Source organism: Barnesiella propionica (genome assembly GCF_025567045.1).
Classification (GTDB): Bacteria; Bacteroidota; Bacteroidia; order Bacteroidales; family Barnesiellaceae; genus Barnesiella_B; species Barnesiella_B propionica.
Genome location: NZ_JAOQJK010000004.1, coordinates 158,794 through 177,385, shown reverse-complemented (window position 1 = coordinate 177,385; position 18,592 = coordinate 158,794). Strand labels below are relative to the sequence as shown.

At 41.2% G+C, this 18,592-nt stretch carries 18 protein-coding genes and 2 tRNA genes; 10 read left to right on the top strand and 10 right to left on the bottom strand.

Annotation, left to right across the window (positions count from 1 at the left end):
- Nucleotides 1-173: 173 nt before the first annotated feature.
- The 9 genes from OCV73_RS07180 to ribD all read right to left on the bottom strand — a co-directional run bounded on the left by OCV73_RS07180 (nucleotide 174) and on the right by ribD (nucleotide 9,667).
- Nucleotides 174-602 carry a S4 domain-containing protein gene (locus tag OCV73_RS07180; protein WP_147550816.1) on the bottom strand — a complete coding sequence of 143 codons (429 nt, stop codon included), beginning with the start codon at nucleotides 600-602 and terminating at the stop codon, nucleotides 174-176.
- A 14-nt stretch (nucleotides 603-616) separates the two neighbouring features.
- Nucleotides 617-1,459, bottom strand: coding sequence for a glutamate racemase (murI, locus tag OCV73_RS07175; protein WP_147550814.1), 843 nt, complete (start codon nucleotides 1,457-1,459; stop codon nucleotides 617-619).
- 69 nt (nucleotides 1,460-1,528) lie between these two features.
- Entirely contained in the window at nucleotides 1,529-2,035 is a 507-nt protein-coding gene (locus OCV73_RS07170) for an OmpH family outer membrane protein (protein WP_147550812.1), read from the bottom strand.
- Between the two features lie 59 nt (nucleotides 2,036-2,094).
- Nucleotides 2,095-2,610 (bottom strand): OmpH family outer membrane protein, encoded by a 516-nt coding sequence (locus OCV73_RS07165; RefSeq protein ID WP_147550810.1) that lies wholly within the window; start codon nucleotides 2,608-2,610, stop codon nucleotides 2,095-2,097.
- Nucleotides 2,611-2,756: 146 nt separating this feature from the next.
- Entirely contained in the window at nucleotides 2,757-5,387 is a 2,631-nt protein-coding gene (gene bamA / locus OCV73_RS07160; RefSeq protein ID WP_147550808.1) for an outer membrane protein assembly factor BamA, read from the bottom strand.
- 30 nt (nucleotides 5,388-5,417) lie between these two features.
- Nucleotides 5,418-6,155, bottom strand: a complete 738-nt coding sequence (locus tag OCV73_RS07155; protein ID WP_147550806.1) for an isoprenyl transferase — start codon at nucleotides 6,153-6,155, stop codon at nucleotides 5,418-5,420.
- Between the two features lie 17 nt (nucleotides 6,156-6,172).
- Complete coding sequence (gene porG, locus OCV73_RS07150; RefSeq protein WP_147550803.1) at nucleotides 6,173-6,841, bottom strand: type IX secretion system protein PorG; 669 nt, start codon at nucleotides 6,839-6,841, stop codon at nucleotides 6,173-6,175.
- 82 nt (nucleotides 6,842-6,923) lie between these two features.
- Nucleotides 6,924-8,408 (bottom strand): DUF6242 domain-containing protein, encoded by a 1,485-nt coding sequence (locus tag OCV73_RS07145; protein ID WP_147550801.1) that lies wholly within the window; start codon nucleotides 8,406-8,408, stop codon nucleotides 6,924-6,926.
- Between the two features lie 188 nt (nucleotides 8,409-8,596).
- Entirely contained in the window at nucleotides 8,597-9,667 is a 1,071-nt protein-coding gene (gene ribD, locus OCV73_RS07140) for a bifunctional diaminohydroxyphosphoribosylaminopyrimidine deaminase/5-amino-6-(5-phosphoribosylamino)uracil reductase RibD (RefSeq protein ID WP_147550799.1), read from the bottom strand.
- A gap of 43 nt (nucleotides 9,668-9,710) precedes the next feature.
- Here ribD and prmC point away from each other — a divergent pair, with 43 nt between their 5' ends.
- The 10 genes from prmC (at nucleotide 9,711) to OCV73_RS07090 (ending at nucleotide 16,207) form a co-directional block, all read left to right on the top strand.
- Nucleotides 9,711-10,559, top strand: coding sequence for a peptide chain release factor N(5)-glutamine methyltransferase (gene prmC / locus OCV73_RS07135; protein ID WP_147550797.1), 849 nt, complete (start codon nucleotides 9,711-9,713; stop codon nucleotides 10,557-10,559).
- 25 nt (nucleotides 10,560-10,584) lie between these two features.
- Entirely contained in the window at nucleotides 10,585-11,052 is a 468-nt protein-coding gene (locus OCV73_RS07130; protein ID WP_147550795.1) for a regulatory protein RecX, read from the top strand.
- Nucleotides 11,028-11,741, top strand: a complete 714-nt coding sequence (locus OCV73_RS07125) for a ComF family protein (protein WP_262512906.1) — start codon at nucleotides 11,028-11,030, stop codon at nucleotides 11,739-11,741. Before OCV73_RS07130 ends, OCV73_RS07125 begins: the two co-directional genes overlap by 25 nt.
- 98 nt (nucleotides 11,742-11,839) lie before the next feature.
- Nucleotides 11,840-12,490: an orotate phosphoribosyltransferase gene (gene pyrE / locus OCV73_RS07120; protein WP_147550792.1), complete on the top strand. Its 651-nt coding sequence runs from the start codon at nucleotides 11,840-11,842 to the stop codon at nucleotides 12,488-12,490.
- A 2-nt stretch (nucleotides 12,491-12,492) separates the two neighbouring features.
- Complete coding sequence (locus tag OCV73_RS07115; protein WP_147550790.1) at nucleotides 12,493-12,912, top strand: SRPBCC family protein; 420 nt, start codon at nucleotides 12,493-12,495, stop codon at nucleotides 12,910-12,912.
- A 108-nt stretch (nucleotides 12,913-13,020) separates the two neighbouring features.
- Complete coding sequence (gene argH, locus OCV73_RS07110) at nucleotides 13,021-14,361, top strand: argininosuccinate lyase (RefSeq protein WP_147550788.1); 1,341 nt, start codon at nucleotides 13,021-13,023, stop codon at nucleotides 14,359-14,361.
- Nucleotides 14,362-14,406: 45 nt separating this feature from the next.
- Complete coding sequence (locus tag OCV73_RS07105) at nucleotides 14,407-15,402, top strand: aldo/keto reductase (protein ID WP_147550786.1); 996 nt, start codon at nucleotides 14,407-14,409, stop codon at nucleotides 15,400-15,402.
- The gene (locus OCV73_RS07100) at nucleotides 15,399-15,896 is read left to right on the top strand and encodes a hypothetical protein (RefSeq protein ID WP_147550784.1); all 498 of its coding nucleotides are present in this window, start codon (nucleotides 15,399-15,401) and stop codon (nucleotides 15,894-15,896) included. Before OCV73_RS07105 ends, OCV73_RS07100 begins: the two co-directional genes overlap by 4 nt.
- 147 nt (nucleotides 15,897-16,043) lie before the next feature.
- Nucleotides 16,044-16,119, top strand: a tRNA-Gly gene (locus tag OCV73_RS07095).
- A gap of 4 nt (nucleotides 16,120-16,123) precedes the next feature.
- A tRNA-Leu gene (locus OCV73_RS07090) sits at nucleotides 16,124-16,207 on the top strand.
- Nucleotides 16,208-16,259: 52 nt separating this feature from the next.
- Here OCV73_RS07090 and OCV73_RS07085 read toward each other — a convergent pair.
- Entirely contained in the window at nucleotides 16,260-18,563 is a 2,304-nt protein-coding gene (locus OCV73_RS07085) for a TonB-dependent receptor (RefSeq protein ID WP_147550782.1), read from the bottom strand.
- Between the last annotated feature and the right edge of the window lie 29 nt (nucleotides 18,564-18,592).

Genomic DNA, 18,592 nt, shown 5'->3' with positions numbered 1-18,592 from the left:
AAGGCTTGCATTTTTTTGCAAGCCTTTTTTGTATCCAAAACTTTTTTATATTCTGTTGATTCTCCGGCCAATAATATCATATATATTTCTAAAATAGAACCAAATAAAAATAAATCCCGGAGAATAACAAAACATAAAAATATTATGTAAACACTATTCCCGGTTCTATACATTTATTTTTTCCCCGATAACCCGGATTTGCTTTTACCGGACTTACGGGACGGATATTTGTCTTTCTTAGCTACAGAAAAACCTCGTGCGGTTTTCTCTGAAGTAATATCATCAGGCTTTACATATCCTATCCTACTATTACGTGCAGAACCACGCGTACCTGACTTACCGCCTCTGCGACGCGGAGTTGCATCACCTTCATCTGACATTATTTTCTTTTTCTTCACCGGTCTCGCCTCGTCCGGCAACTTAACTGCGGGTCTCAGTATCTGTCCGTCGATTTTCACTTTATCGGTATCGGAAACCTTCGTACCCATTTCAGCTAAAATTCCGTTTACCGTTACCCGCTCGTCCGCAATTAGCTGATCGGCTTCACGACGCGAACAAAAGCCGGTATCACTTATATATTTATTTATTCTTACCAATGCCATATTTCCAATTTTAATTATTCCAGAATAATATGTTCAGCCTCTACTTCTTCATGCAGGAACAAAGCGGCGGCTTCCGAAAATTTATGTACAGCCTCGGTTGTCTGGTAACGGCAGTTCCCTCCTTTCGTGCAACGCATTTCCATCTCGGGATGACGCAATAAATAATCTTTCAGGCTCCTGGCAACCAGTTCTCCTTGTATCAAAGGAAATACTCCGGCAGGAAGTACAGATTTAATTTTTTCCAACAACAAAGGATAATGAGTACATCCCAGAACAACCGTATCGATATCCGAAGATCGACTTAACAGCGAACTTATATATTTCTTTACAAAATAGTCGGCACCAGGTGCATTATATTCGTTATTCTCGACTAAAGGTACCCACATAGGACAAGACTCTCCATACACCTTAAAACCGGGATACATCTTATTTATTTCCATCGGATATGATGCCGAACGTATGGTCCCCGGCGTTCCCAACACCCCTATATGCCCGGTTCGTGTCAATTCTCCCAAAGCTTCCACCGTAGGCCTGATTACCCCCAACACGCGATGATCAGGAGCGACCTTAGGCAAATCGGTTTGCTGTATGGTACGCAAGGCTTTTGCCGAAGCTGTATTACAAGCTAATATAACCAGTTGGCAACCTTGTGCAAACAAGTGCAATACCGCTTGCCTGGTAAATTCATATACAACCTCAAACGAACGTGTACCGTAAGGAGCACGAGCATTATCGCCCACATATATATAATCGTACTGGGGCATTTCACGCCGTATCTCCTCTAAAATGGTAAGTCCGCCGTATCCTGAATCAAAAACGCCGATAGCTCCCGGTTCTGAAGAAAATGTTTGCACCATAATCAAAGGACTAAAACGGAAAAAGGATGATAATGCGTTATCATCCTTTTTCTATGATTTTAAAGAATATTATTTCAATCCTAACTTAGCTTTCACCAACGGAGTCACATCTTCGCTCGGAGCACCGTTATAAAGCACACCGGGATAAGCTAAATCAAAAATAAAAGTGAATTTATTTTCTGCACCTACCGACCTAATTGCCTCCTGCAATTTCTGAGAAATAGGAGCTAACAATTTTTCCTGTTGTTTCTGAATATCGGCAGTCGCCATTTCACGGAAACTCTCTATACGGTTCTGGGAGTCTTGTACTTCCTGAGCACGACGCATTTTGATAGTTTCGGGAACAGTGTCGCCCATAGCCTGGAATTCCTTATACTTCTTAGTAAATTCTTCCTGGATTTTCATAAACTCATCTTCGTACTTTTTATTTACGTCCTGGAGAGTTTTTTCTGCAGCAGCCTTTTCGGGCATCATATTAAAAATCTCCTGGGAATTAACCGTTCCGAATTTAAATGATTGCGCACTCATACTCAAAGGTAATGCGCAAACAAGAGCAATTACTAATTTCTTAAACATTGTGATATTAATTTTTTATTGTTATTTGCTATAAAAGTTTATGGCACAAAAGTAGTCAATTATTTTGAATATCCTAATTTTGCAAGGACTTCATTGCTAATATCTATACGGGGCGATGCGAAAATTATACTCGAAGAAGAAGCCCTGTCCAGAATCATCATATATCCTTTTTCTTCCGATATTTTCTTTACTGCATTATAAATATCATCCTGTATCGGTTTCATCAGGCTTTCACGCTTTTTGAACAATTCTCCCTCGGGGCCGAAATAATTCCGCCTCAATTCATTCACTTCTTTTTCTTTTGCCAATATCTCTTCCTCTTTTTTCGTCTTCATGTCTTCGGTCAGGAATACCATATTGGACTGATAATCTTTATACAGTTGTTCTGCCTGTTTCGCTTTTTCCTCTACCTCTTTCTGCCAGCGCTGAGATACTTGGTTCAGCTGCTCGTTAGCCATCTCGTACGAGGGAATATTCTTAAGAATATATTCCATATCTACCAACGCATATTTCTGTGCCGAAGCGTGGATTGCAAACGCAAATACCAACACTGTCATCAGTACTATTTTTTTCATCTTTTAAACTTTTAAATTTCACATAAAGTCCATTGTTCCTATTTATATAAGGAATGAGTTAAAGATAACATAAAAATTCATGCTCGATATCTTTAACTCATTTCGTTTTGCAGCATTTAACTGAATAGCTGCTATTTTTTCACAATTTAAAATTCTTGTCCTAAGATGAAATGAATATGGCTTCCGCCTCTTTCTCCGAACACTTTGTCGAAACCATAGGCCCAGTCAATTCCCATCATACCTATCATCGGCAAGAAAATACGCACACCTGCTCCTGCCGACCGTTTCAAAGAGAACGGATCAAAATTGCTCAAAGATGTCCAGGCATTACCTCCCTCTACAAAAGCTAAAGCATAAATAGTCGACGAAGGTTGCAGCAATAACGGGAAATGCAACTCAAAGCCCAGACGGGTATAAGCATAGCCATCTTTTCCCCAGGGAGTTAATGAGCCGTTTTCATAACCACGTAAACCTATAGTTTCCTGGGCATACGTATATGACCCCGTCATACCGTCGCCTCCCACATAAAACGTTTCAAACGGAGATTTCTTATATTTATTATACGAACCTAATAATCCGAAGTCAGCTCTCGTCATTAATACCAGCGTGTGCTGACTTTCTGCCGAAGTAAGAGGTATGTAGACCTTACTCTTAAATTTGAATTTATAGTATTCGATCCATTTGTACATATCTTTTTTAGCCGCGGCCGTTCCTTTCTCCGAAAGCTCTTTATAATTCTTTTTATCCCATAAAGAATAAGGAGGTGTAAGTTGCAAAGACATCGAGAATTGAGAACCCCGGCGGGTATATATAGGATTATCTATAGAGTTACGGGCCAAAGTCAACCCCAACGTAATACTGTGGGAAGTACCGTTCTGCATATAATAAAGATATTCCCAGTTCTTAAGCATATACAACTGATAGCCAAGCTCGGCAGAGAAAGTAAAATAGTCGTCCGGCCAATTCAATCGTTTACCGAATCCCACCGATACACCCACCATTTGCAGCCATTTATCAGGATCGATGGCATTTTCCATGCTATTCTGATAATAATCGTTGAGATAGCCGTTATTATAACTATTCCCGTACAAACCGGAATAAGCATACGGATTAAAGCTATTATTATAAAACGAACTGCTCACTGCTGTCTGACGGCTGTAATAAGCCGATACGGATAAAGAGTTCGGCCTCTTACCGCCAAACCACGGATCAAAGAAAGACAGGCTGTAAGATTGATAATATTTTGCATTCGTCTGGGCGCTGATAGTAAAAGTCTGCCCGTCGCCCTGCGGTATAATACCCTTATATGATTTCGGATTAAGTAAATTTCTCATTGAGAAATTAGTAAACTTAAGGCTCAACTTCCCGATAACACCCGTTTGTCCCCACCCGGCAGAAAATTCTATCTGGTCATTAGCCTTGGACTGCAGATTATAAATAAGATCCACGGTTCCGTTCTCTTCATTCGGTTGAGGCTTTATATCCATCGTTTCAGGATCGAAATGCCCCGTCTGCGCAATTTCACGGGCCGAACGCATCAGATCCGATTTACTAAAAAGTTCTCCCGGTTTCGTACGAAGCTCACGGCGTATCACATGTTCATACAAACGGTCGTTACCATTAATAACGACTTTATTGATACGTGCCTGAGGACCTTCCATCATACGAAGCTCCAGATCTATAGAGTCGTTCATAACATTATTTTCAATCGGAACCAACTGGAAGAAAAGATATCCTTTGTCCATATACAGATTAGCAACTGCATCCTCATCCTCCAAAGTACGTTTCCTCAATAATTTCTGATTATAGACTTCACCCGGATGCATACCCAACACAGCCGACAATACTTCGGTAGGATACACTGTATTTCCTACCCAGCTTATATCCCGTAAATAATATTTACGGCCTTCGTCAATTTTAATATAAACGTCTACCGTCTTATCGTTATAACGAACTACGCTATCACTTACGATTATTGCATCACGATAACCCAATTCATTATATTTATCTATAATACGTTCTTTATCGGCTTTATAATTATCTTCTACAAATTTTTTAGTCCTGAACAGGTTGATAAGTTTTCCTTTTTCATTGGTTTTCTTCATTACCCGTTGTATCTTATTGTCGGAAAGTACATGATTACCGTCGATATATATCTTATGTACTTTTACCTTTTCTTTTTTATCTATATCTATATCTACAATTACTTCATTCTCATGGGCCAAATCATCTTTCTGCTTAATCTGCACCACGGCATTTTTAAAACCTTTTTCATCGAAATGCTGCTTAATCAACTTAACAGCCCTGTCCACGATATTCGGAGTTATCTGGTTCCCCTTGACAAGACCCAAACGGGTTTCGAGTTCTTCCCGTTCGCTCTTCTTAATTCCGTGATAATTAATTTGAGAAATACGAGGTTGTTGTTTCAAGCGGATTTCCAGCCAGGCTTTATTCCCATAAATTTTCGTCAGAACGATAGATACGTCAGAGAAAAGACCTTGTCTCCAGAATCGCTTCATCGCATCGGTAATTTCACTACCGGGTATTTCGATTGTTTCTCCTACGGTTAAACCCGAATAACCGATCAATACAAAATCTTCGTAGTTTGTTCCTCCTTTTACCGATATTCCCGCAATCTCATATTTCTTAGGGATCGCCGAATATATAACAGTAGGATTATAAATAGTGTCCAAAGGTTGTTCCTGTGTCTGAGCTGCAGAAGTAAAAAAGCCTGCGGCTAAAATTACAGAGAGTATAAAAAGCAATTTTGTATGCATCTTGTATTGCATGAGTTCGTTATCTTTGTATTATAATTGTTCGCTTATTTTCCCGAAACGCCTTTCACGGGATTGATAATCATAAATAGCCTTATATAAACTTTCTTCATTAAAATCGGGCCAATATTCTGCAGTAAAATACAATTCCGCATATGATAGCTGCCATAAAAGGAAATTGCTGATACGCACTTCCCCTCCTGTACGGATAAGCAAGTCGGGATCTGGCATCGACGCAGTCGAAAGCGCATCGGTTATCGTGCTTTCCGTTATTTCATCTACTTCTATATCCCCCTGTTGTACCTGCTTGGCTATTTTCTTAACGACATCCACTAATTCCCACCGGGAAGAATAACTTAATGCCAAATTCAACGTCAATCCCGTACCGGCGGAAGTATCTCTTATACATTTAGCAAGTCTCTCTTGCACATCTGCCGGCATTCGCTGAAAATCTCCTATGGTTGATAATCTCACGTTATTCTTTATCAGGTCGGGCGTCTCACGCTCTATTGCCGACACGATAAGCGACATCAGAATATTTACCTCCTCCTGAGGACGATTCCAGTTCTCCGTCGAAAAAGCATAGAGCGTAAGATATTGTATTCCTAAACGGGAAGAGGCATCGGTTATCTTACGCACCACATCCACTCCTTGCGCATGTCCGTAAGAACGCTCATGTCCCCGTTCTTTAGCCCAGCGCCCGTTACCATCCATGATGATAGCGATGTGCTTCGGCATCCGTTTTTTATCTATCTGATCAGCAAATGTCATTTGACAAATCCAGTTTATTAATTATTACAAGGTTTTCTCCTATATCCGAATTCATAAGTTATGCTGAATAACGTCATGGAATACCAATCCGTATTTTTGAATGCAGAACTTTCAATCCGGTAAGGATCTTTCAGGTCTTTTCCATCGAGATTATCGCCCAATGTTTTCCTTACGGTAAACTCCAGCGCAATATTCCAACGAGGGGCTATCTTATATTTTACGCCGACCCCCAAAGGGATATTGACACTAAAAAAATTATCACCGGAAGCCGGAGCAAAACTAACTCCCAAACCAGCCAGTAAATAGGGAGATATACGGCTCGTTTCCTGATAGGAATACCCCATACCGTAATTAAAAAAATTAAATTCGGCCTGAGCCCCCAAATCAAATAACTGACGTTTAAAATCATAATGTTTTTCTTCTGGAAAAACATTACTGAAATCACGTGTATCTCCTCTTAATGAAGCCGTTGCCAGATTTACTTTTATCGCCCAGCGATAATTCGGCACATACCGGAATATCCCGCTAAACGCAGCTCCGGGCTTATGCAATACCGATGATTGGTTAGCATCCCCCATATAAGTACCTATTCCGGCAGCAACGCCTATTTCATATTTATAATCTTGTGCTTCCATCTCTATGAAAGCCATTATTGAAATTAATATAACCGAAAGCAGCTTTTTCATCTCACCTCATTTTTGTGTGCACTTATTATAAAAACGCCGGCTAACGATTAAAATTATTGACTTATATATTTTTTAATTCAAATCAAGGTATAGGAACAAATGTAAGCCGGTTAATCACCCCCCTATACACTTGATCATACACATCCCCTGAAATACCGGTTCCTCCTAACATATATACATACGGAACTTCCCACTCGGTAACGCTTTTTACCCGAGCCATATTCCGCGGTATCGCAGGAACATCCATTTTTTTCCAGGAAGAAGGCATTGCAGCAGAATTCATCTCATTCACAATCACGACTGAAGCATCGTAACGAGGAAGAAAAGACGAAGGCATGGAAAGTAACGAACTCGCGCTTCTCCATACTATACCACTACTGGAGGATAAACTGACCTCCTTGGAAACACCGGAATTGGTCCGGCCTCCTATCAGAAACCAAGTGGTCTCTTTTGTCGTTATCCAGGCATTATTTACATAAAAAGTAAAATACGGGAACAAAATAGCACCTTCGCGTGGAGTAACTGCATTATCATTATTGAACTTAGCCCAGCTTTTACCGTCAAATCCCCAGGTAGCTCCCGTTAAGTTTCCATCCGCCATACGCCCTCCGACCATAATAGACTGACTCGCATTTCCGCTCCATTCGTTCCGGTATGTCACCATATTAGAAGAACCCGTAACAGGAAAATCATTTTCTACCTTTACAGGCACAAAGCTGTTTCGGGGATATAAGTCATGTTTATACACACCATTATCGTTTATAACACCGACTAAGAACTCATTCCACACACCTTGAAGCGAATAAAATTCAGTCCCGGTGGCAGCCCAGCTATTTCCGTCGGTAGAAACAAACAATTCTCCTGTTTCACTTAACATATATAATGTATTCCCTGCAACTTGCAAACTCTTTATATCCGGTGTAAACGGAAATGTTACAGACCTCTCCTCAAAAGAAAGAGGACTATCTCCTGTTGCGAGTATATAACCGTTTTCCCTCTGTACAAGGCAATATATAAATCCGTTCGACGATACAGTTTTCTGTGCGATCAAACGTCCTGCACCGGGTAATTTATTGGATAATAATTCAGACCAATACATAGAATCCGGAACCACGGTATGCACATTTACTTTAAGACTGTAATATTTCACCGCAGCCGTATTCTCTCCTACCACCTTCATCGTTACCTTACTGGTAAAGTCGATAGAATCGGTCTGAGATTCCAGATAATCTATCGTATCGTTTTTCTCGGCACTCCCCCGGTCCATAAATATCTTTACTTCGCTCATTGTCCCTCCGAAATTGATATTGGCGATCAATGCCGAAACATTTGTCCCCACAGGCAAAGAATCGGCATTATAAATAAGCCCTCTGTCAAGATCTATCGAAAAAAACACAGAATCAAGATTAGCCAGTACCGAATCGTTAGACGCCAGTCTGAAACCGGATACCTGAACACTCTGTGAAGCTACATATTCATTATAATTGTCATCGGATGAATTACAAGAAAATCCCACAAAAATCAAACCAAATAACAGGAAGAACAGATATATTTTTTGCTTCTTCATTATAAAAACATTAACATATTAATTGTTACAAACCGCAAATTTAGAAACATTTTTCGCTTTGGGCCATACAATCATTCATAATTATAATAATTTAGGGATAAATATAGCTTGTTTCAACATCATCAATCAGAACCAAAAGTAAAGATTATTATCTTAAAATCTTTATTCAACCGATAACCCGCCATATTCTATCGTTCAATATTCCAGTTTTCCCGATTGATCCGATATTCGATACATGAATCACCATGATATTCACATCTTTCGAACACACCTCCTATCTCGGGAGACAAAATTCCCGCTCCGAAAATTTCTTTTCCGGTTTCAATTCTCGCCTCATCCCAAAGATCCGAACCGATAAAACTTTCTAATAAACGAGCCCCCCCTTCTACAAGTAAACTTCGTATCTGACGGACATGCAATTCCGATAATAAAACCGGAAGTACCGATTCTCCGAAAGGCAAAGTTATATACTCCGTATAATCAGTATCATCCGCTTTCCGTTCCGTAAATACAAGGGTCTTTATCCCGTCGTTTAACAAATGAGAATCCGGAGCCACTTTCAGTTCCCGGTCAATCAATACCCTCAAAGGATTCTTTCCGCACCAACAGCGTACAGTTAAAGACGGATCATCGGCCAAAGCTGTTCCCGTGCCTACCAGCACAGCATCATATACCGAACGCAGACGATGTACCAGAGCGGTGGTCACATCATCCGAAATGCGGGTAGGCAAGTCATTCTCGCAACGTATGCGATCCATAAAACCGTCCGCACTCCGGGCCCATTTAAGCAAAATATAAGGTCGGCCGTAAATTTGCGAAGTAATAAAAAACCTATTGAGAGCCTGGCATTCTTTTTCCAGAACTCCCGTTATTACCGATACCCCGGCATCCCTCAACATTTTCACCCCTCTCCCCGATACGCTGGGGAAAGGATCGAGGCAACCTACGACAACCCGGGGAATCTGTTTATCTATGATCAACCGGCTGCAAGGAGGCGTTTTTCCATAATGAGAACAGGGCTCAAGGGAAACATATAACGTCGAGTCTTTCAGCAACGATTCATCTTTTACCGAACCTATGGCATTTACTTCGGCATGAGGCTCTCCCCAACAACGATGATAACCTTCTCCTATGATTTTATTCCGGTACACGATTACAGCCCCTACCATCGGATTAGGAGAGACATGTCCAGCACCTTTTGCCGCCAGTTGCATACAACGCCGCATATATAAGATATCTAAGTTCTCCGGTTCGTACATATATATCTATTCTTTTATTAACTTTGCCATATAATTACCAATCATGCAGAAAAGTATCCGATTTATCCGGGAAAATTTATCCGGACTTTACCCTCAACGAGAAACAGAAAGTTTTATCAAACTTATCTTCTCTCAATTATGTGGTTATTCTGTGACGGATTTCATTTTGCACAAAGATAATATTTTATCGGATGATATGCGCCGGCAAATCGAAGACATCACAGAAAAACTAATACAAAAAGTACCTATTCAATACGCTCTTGGATATACCGATTTCTACGGATATAACTTCCAGGTCTCGCCCGATGTCCTGATCCCAAGACCCGAAACTGAAGAGCTTGTCTCCTGGATAATAGAAGAAAATCCGCAATTCGAGGGAAATCTCGCCGATCTGGGAACCGGCAGCGGTTGCATTGCCATATCTCTGGCCCTTGCATTCCCTCTGGCCTATACCGAAGGATGGGACATCTCCGATGCAGCTTTACAAATCGCTGCAGCAAACGGTACAAGATTAAAGGCCGGTACAAAATGGATAAAAAACGACATACTGAATTTTATTCCCCGGGAAAATGATCTCCGTTTTGATATCATTGTAAGTAACCCTCCTTACGTATGCGAACAGGAAAAACAGGACATGGATGCAAATGTACTGGAATACGAACCTCACACTGCCTTATTTGTCCCCGACGATGATCCTCTACTGTTTTACAGAAAAATAGCGGAAATATCCCGATCCTTGCTACATCATGAAGGAGAGTTATTTTTTGAAATAAACGAGCGGTTCGGCAAGGAATGTCAGGAACTTCTCGCCGACATGAACTTCCATGATATCCGGTTCAAACACGATATTTTCGGAAAAGAGCGCATGATTGCAGCCCGGTATAACCAATAGTACACCATTAGAAAATAGTATCCGCATGCCTAAAGAGATGTCACCAGACGAAGCATTACACAAAGCTGCAGCACTTTGTTCCGCCAAAGAATGCTGTATTTACGATATCCGCGAGAAACTAACCCGCTGGAATATCTCCGATAAAGATAAAAACAGTATCATAAACAGACTTATTTCCGAAAAATTCATTGATGAAGCACGTTACTGCACAGCCTTTGTAAAAGATAAATTCAGATTCTCGGGCTGGGGACGGATAAAAATAAATTATAATCTGAAAATGAAAGGGCTGAAAACAGACAATATCCGGACAGCACTGCAGGAAATACCGGAGAACGAATACAGTGACATGCTCCATTCTTTGTTAATTTCTAAAAATAAAACGATAAAATCGGACAACGAATACGACAGAAAAAGCAAACTTTTCCGTTTTGCCGCTTCCAGAGGATTCGAAACCGAATTTATCCATCAATGCCTGAAACAACTGTTCCCATGAGGAAACTTGCCGGAGACCTGCTTAATCTTTTATATCCTTCTTTATGTCTCATATGCCGGAGACCGCTTATATATGGAGAACAATACCTGTGCACACATTGCCTGCAGGACATGCCGCGCACACAGTACCATGAACTACCTTTTAACCCGATGGAACAATTATTTGCAGGAAAAATACCCGTAGAACGCTGTTCCTCCTATTTTTATTTTACAAAAGAAAGTCCTTACCGTAAACTTATACACGACATCAAATACCACAATGAGAAAATATGCGGTTTCACTCTGGGTGCATTATACGCCGAAGAATTAAAGGGAACGGGATTCTTTGATTCGGTCGATATAATCGTCCCTGTTCCTCTTCATAAAAGCAAATTGAGAAAACGAGGGTACAATCAAAGTGAATGGATAGCCAGAGGAATAGAAAAAATAACGGGTATAGAATTACGTACGGATATCATCATACATACCCGTAAAAGCAGTTCCCAGACCGATAAATCCATATACAAAAGATGGGAAAATACCCATGACTCTTTCGAACTGGTAAATGATAAAAATATTTCAGGCATGCATATACTGCTGATCGACGATGTAGTAACAACAGGAGCCACTCTGCTCGCTTGTGCGGAAACGCTATTAACCGTCCCGAATATCAAAATAAGTATGCTGACCCTGGCAATTGCCAAACTATAAAAAAATGTCAGAAAAAAGATAATATCGCTTTTTAATCACTGCTATTTTTTCGTACCTTTGCAGGAGAAATGAGATAACGTCCATATACAATACCTATTATGAAAACAATTGAAAGATTACTTGCGGAAAAATTACTGGAAATAAGCGCAGTAAAGTTACAACCGGCAAACCCGTTCGTATGGGCTTCGGGCTGGAATTCCCCTATTTATACCGATAACCGTCGCACTTTGTCATATCCGGCTTTACGCAGTTTTATAAAAGTAGAACTCAGCCGTCTTATTATGGAAAATTTCGGTAAAGTAGACGCTATTGCAGGAGTTGCCACCGGAGCTATCGCACAAGGAGCTTTAGTCGCCGATATATTAGGGCTTCCGTATGTATATGTGCGTTCCGCGCCTAAAGACCATGGATTGGAAAACCTTATCGAAGGAAATCTTAATCCGGGACAGAAAGTTGTAGTAATAGAAGACCTTATTTCTACAGGCGGCAGCAGTTTGAAAGCAGTAGAAGCCATTCGCAATGTAGGATGCGAAGTAATAGGAATGGCTGCTATTTTCACTTACGGTTTCCCTGTTGCCATAAAAAAATTCAAAGCAGCCAAAGTAGAACTTATTGCATTAAGTAATTATAATTCCGTATTGGAAGTAGCTCTCGAAACCAACTACATCCAGGAAAGAGATATAGCCACATTACAAGAATGGAGAAAAGATCCGGCCAACTGGATTCCTACTAAATACGAGGAGGCCTGATCATGTCAACATTCGAAAGTGAAATAACGGTCATACCTCACAATATAGGAAAAATATTTGAAACCCTGTCCGACCTGAATAACCTTCAGCGTCTGAAAGAGATGATACCCGCTGACAAAATAACTCAGATAAAAAGCATGTCTTTCGATACGGACTCCTGTACTTTCGATGTTAACCCTATAGGGAAAATCACTTTGCGGATAATCGAAAGAGAACCGCAAAAGACCATTAAATTCGTTGCCGATAATTCACCTATCCCCCTCAATATGTGGATACAATTGGTAAGTTTGAACGAAAACGAAACAAAAACAAAAATTACGGTTAAGGCAGAATTGAATCCGTTTATCAAGCCAATGGTATCGAAACCGTTACAAGACGGTTTGAATAAGATGGCTCAGATGCTCACTGTAATACCTTACTGATAAAAAGGTATTCTCCGATTATAACAAGAATACTCCAAGGAGGGCGGAAACGCAGAGGGGAAGCCCCCTTTCCGTATCCATCCTCCTTCGTGCTAAATAATAAAAACTATGGCGCAAAAACTTTGGGAAAAAAACATTCAGGTAGACCACGAAATAGAAAAATATACAGTAGGCAAAGACAGGGAAATGGATATGTATCTGGCCCCTTTTGACGTTCTGGGTTCGATAGCTCATATCACTATGTTACAATCCATCGGTCTACTCACTGGGGAAGAGTTGGACACGCTTACCAACGAATTACGCAATATATACCGGTCTATTGAAACCGGAGCATTCGAAATAGAAGAAGGAGTGGAAGACGTTCATTCCCAGGTAGAATTAATGCTCACCCGTAAACTGGGAGACATGGGAAAGAAAATCCACAGCGGACGTTCCCGGAACGATCAGGTACTGGTAGATCTGAAACTATTTATTCGCGATGAGATAAAAAGTGTTGTAGGTCTTGTTAACAACCTCTTTAATGTCCTTATTTCTCAAAGTGAACGTTATAAACATATACTGATGCCGGGGTACACCCATCTGCAAATAGCGATGCCGTCCTCTTTCGGTTTATGGTTCGGAGCTTATGCCGAAAGCTTGACAGACGACCTCACGGTATTGCAAGCAGCTTACCGCGTAAGTAACCGCAATCCGCTGGGATCGGCAGCCGGATATGGTTCCTCCTTCCCTCTGAACCGTAGCCTGACTACAACATTATTAGGTTTCGATTCTATGGACTATAACGTTATTTATGCGCAAATGGGACGGGGAAAGACCGAAAAAATTGTAGCATCGGCACTGGCATCTATTGCTTCAACTCTCTCTAAACTCGCTTTTGACGCATGCATGTTCAATTCACAAAACTTCGGATTCATAAAGCTTCCTGCGGAGTTTACCACCGGCTCCAGCATTATGCCTCACAAGAAAAATCCCGACGTATTTGAACTTACACGGGCAAAGTGCAACAAACTGCAATCGTTACCGTATCAAATAACTCTAATATCCAACAACCTGCCGTCAGGGTATTTCCGTGACCTGCAAATCATCAAAGAAGCTTTTCTCCCTTCTTTCGATGAACTTAAAGATTGCTTAAGAATGACAACGCTCATGATGGAACGGATAGAGGTTAACGAACATATTCTCAACGATGACCGCTACAAATATATATTCAGCGTCGAAGAAGTGAACAGGCTTACCCGGGAAGGAATTCCTTTCCGCGATGCATATAGACAAGTAGGACTGGAAATAGAAGCCGGACTCTTCGAACCGAGAAAAGAAGTGCATCATACGCACGAAGGAAGTATAGGAAACCCCTGCAACGGGGAAATAGAAAACCTGATGCGGAAAATTGTACATGATTTTGCTTTTGATAAAATAGAAACAGCTATTAACAAACTATTAGGAAAATAAATCCGTTATACATCCAGAATTGTATTATCATTAAAAACAGGAATTATGGATTACCTGCCTCACATCGACCGCTACACCCAGGGTATGGATTACCGTAAATGTGGTAATAGCGGAATTAAACTGCCTCTTATATCTCTGGGCTTTTGGCACAATTTCGGGGGCGTGGACAGTTATGAGAACGGACTGAATATTGTAAAATATGCCTTCGATCACGGTATTACCCATTTCGATCTGGCAAATAATTACGGGCCACCATTCGGAAGTGCCGAAGAAAATTTCGGAAAAATGATGAAAGACCATTTCAGGGCTTACAGGGATGAAATGATCATAACCACGAAAGCCGGACATCATATGTGGAATGGTCCGTACGGGGACGGCGGTTCCCGTAAAAACTTAATGGCAAGTATCGACCATAGCCTGAAACGTATGAACCTCGAATATGTGGATATATTTTACAGTCACAGGTACGATGCCGAAACTCCGCTGGACGAAACATTACAAGCCCTCGTGGATATAGTAAAACGAGGAAAGGCTTTATATGTAGGATTATCAAAATATCCTATCGACAAATTATTATATGCTTTCGAATTCCTGAAAAATGCAGGAACACCCTGTCTGGTATATCAGGACAGGTATAACCTCATTGACAGACATATCGAGAATTATCAGCTAAAGGCGGCAGCAGCCAACGGAACCGGTGTAGTTGCATTCTCTCCTCTCGCCCAGGGAATGCTGACAGATAAATATCTGCATGGAATTCCGGAAGGATCCCGGGCTGCCCGGCCGGAAGGATATTTGAAAAGCGAAATGATCACTTCCGAGATCATAGATAAAGTAAGGTGTTTCAGAAAAATAGCCCAGCAACGGGAACAAAGTATTTCCCAAATGGCACTTTCATGGCTTATAGCCCGGCCGGAGGTTACATCTGTAATAATCGGCGCACGCACAATAGAGCAATTGCAAGAAAATCTCAGGTCTATAAGTAATTATCATTTCGATACCCAAGAACTCGCTAACATAGAACAAATTATACGTGAATGAAAAAATTGTTGTATTCTCTGGTTATTACGCTCCTGTTCGGTACTTCCTGCGAAAAAAGCGATCACTACCGCATACCGTCCGCATCTGTCCGCATCGATTTTAAAAATGCAGGCGAATGGACGATCTATGGTGTAAACGCGCCTTTCCAATACCGTATATTCATTAAAGAGGAAAAAATACCCAAAGATTTCAGCTACAATATATCCTCTTATACCGGATTTGGAGGTGTCCTGCTGGTTGAAGGTGCCGAAAGCCAGTTGCTGGCATACGACCTCGCCTGCCCTGTTGAAGCCAATCAAAAAGTACGCATCAGTGTGGATGAAAAAGAATTGAAAGGTGTCTGCAAAAAATGCGGCTCTACCTACGATATATTCAGCACATACGGAGGCATTGGAGCTCCTTTAAGCGGAATAGCCCAGGAAAGACGCTATTATTTGCAATCCTATCAGGTAGTAAATAACCCCCAAACGGGAGCTTATATAATCCTCAGATAAAAATACACTATCATAATCATACATGAATATCCCTGATTTTTCTTCTGAGAATCAGGGATATCTTATTTATATGGCATTTTCACGAACAAATTTTCGGTTCATTTTTTGGAAGAACAAAAAAAGCGTCCTATATTTGCACTCGCAATTGCGAAAGTAGCTCAGTTGGTAGAGCATAACCTTGCCAAGGTTAGGGTCGCGGGTTCGAGTCCCGTCTTTCGCTCCATGCTGCCCGAATGGTGGAATGGTAGACACGAAGGACTTAAAATCCTTTGGCTATTGCAGCTGTGGGGGTTCAAGTCCCCCTTCGGGTACAAAGAAAACGTCCTGTAAAATTACAGGACGTTTTCTTTTTCTTATATTATCTTAAAAACTGAGTTTCACACCGGCAAAATAACTTCGGGGCAACGTCGGACCGTAAACATAAGAGGCATCCCGTTTTGCTCCTTTATCCAAATCTTTCTGATAAGCATTGAAAATATTTTGTACTCCTGTATATAATTGTAAGGTAAGTTCCTTGTATAAAGAGAAATCATAAGATACTTTTGTGTTCAGATCAAAAAAATCGGGAGTACTCACAGCAACATCGTTATCGATAAATCCTTTAAGATGCTGCACCAGCATACTACCTGTATAAGTACCCGAAAATGAAACAACTAATGATTTTAGCGGAGTGACCGTAGTCGTAAGGTAACCATAACGGTCGGGAGTCCTGAACATATTCCGGGTCGCAGGAACCGATTCGTCTTCACTCCATTTTTCCTCCTTTTTATACCGGCTCCGCTGGAAAGTAAAACCCGCTTGTAACTGTACCCACTCAGGGAAAGCGACCTTCCCTTCCATCGTAAGTCCTATAATACGCGCCCCCGAACCGTTTCTGCGCTCTTTTATAAGATTCCCCTGCTCGTCTTTGCCTACGTCCTCCAATACGAACACATCTTTTAAATCGGTATAAAATCCCTCTAACAGAAAATTTACTTGTGTGTCTCCGAAACGGTGATAAAAATCTGCGGATGCACTGAAACTCTGAGACTTTTCTTCTTTCAAATCTTTCGAACGCCTTATTAAGGCCACATCTCCGCCTACTGCTGCGACATGCAGGTCTTCGTCGAAGGTTTGGGGAGCTCTGAAACCGCTTGAATAACTGGCTCTGATGTTCATATCTTCAGTAGGATTAAAACGAACATTGGCACGGGGACTTATTACCACTCCGTCTATCATATTATGTTTGTCCAATCGCGCGCCGATAAGAAAGCCCCATTTCTTATTTTTCCACTCATTCTGCAAAAACGCGCTTTCGATATGTACTTGCTGTTCCGAAGAGCGATTGTAGCCCAACATCTCATCTTTCAGCCTGTCATAATTATATTCCAGCCCTGCGGTAAGGTCAGAAGGCATGAACAGGAATTTACCGAAACTATAAGTATACTGGCTACCCACCATCGCTGTAAGGTCCGTAGTATATCCGTAAGCATCGGGATTCTTATCCGTACCATAATAACTGTTCCTGTTCGTATTCTGTGCCGATGCATACACACTTACCTTCTGTTTATAATCAGGAGAATAATAATCGAACTTCAAGCCTCCACCATCAATAGAATGTTCCGTCTGTTCGGTAATATCCGCTTCATGAGGCGGCCTATCCAGCAGATTTCCTCCTCGGCGATATTCCTCCATATGGTGATATTCAAAAGTGAGTTTTGAATAAATACCTGTTTTCACATAGGCACGGAAACCCACAGTCTGATTTTTCAGCTTAGGCAATTCGGAAAAACCGTCTTTATCGTAATCGAATGACGAACGGTGATGATTTTGTCCGAATACATAGATGCCGGCTTTCCGGGTATCCGTAACCAACGATGCATTCATGGTCGTGTTATTATCCAGTGCACTGCTGCCGCCTATACCCATAAAAGAATGAGATAATTGTGCCGAATTGCGCAACGGTTCTTTCGTTATTATATTAATCGTACCTGCGATAGCGGAAGAACCGAATAAAGCCGATCCTCCTCCCCTCATTACCTCAACTCTTTCTATCATATTGGCAGGGATCTGTTCCAGACCATAGACACCCGACAAAGCACTGAAAATAGGACGGGAGTCTATCAGTATCTGTGTATACGGACCATCGAGCCCGTTGATGCGTACCTGCTGGGAGCCACAATTCTGGCAACTGGACTCCACCCTCACTCCGGGTTGATAATTCAACCCCTGAGCCAGGCAAGCCGCCTGCGCGGTCTCAAATAATTTGGTATCCAACACGTTTATCAGTGTAGGAGCCAGCCGGCGTGTAGTTTCGCTCCTGTTTGCCGACACTACTATTTCATCCAAAGAAACCAGCTCTTCTTCTATTTCAAAATTTAATTCGCTTGACACATTCTTTTCCAGAACAATATCTTTTTCTGTAGTTTTATACCCCATAGCCCTTATAATCACACAAAACTTACCTTCCGGAAGATTTTTAAGAAAATAATGCCCCGACGCATCTGTTGTCGTACCCAGAGTAGTACCTTTTAACGCCACACTGACATAAGGTATATGTTCTTTTGTTTTTTTATTCAGTATATGCCCGAATACATTCGCATCCGAATCTTCGGCATAGGTCGCTGCAGTTCCTGCCCAGATAAACACACAGCAGAAACATACAACGAAAAATATATATCTTTTCATTGTAAAAAGCTTAATAATAAATTAATATG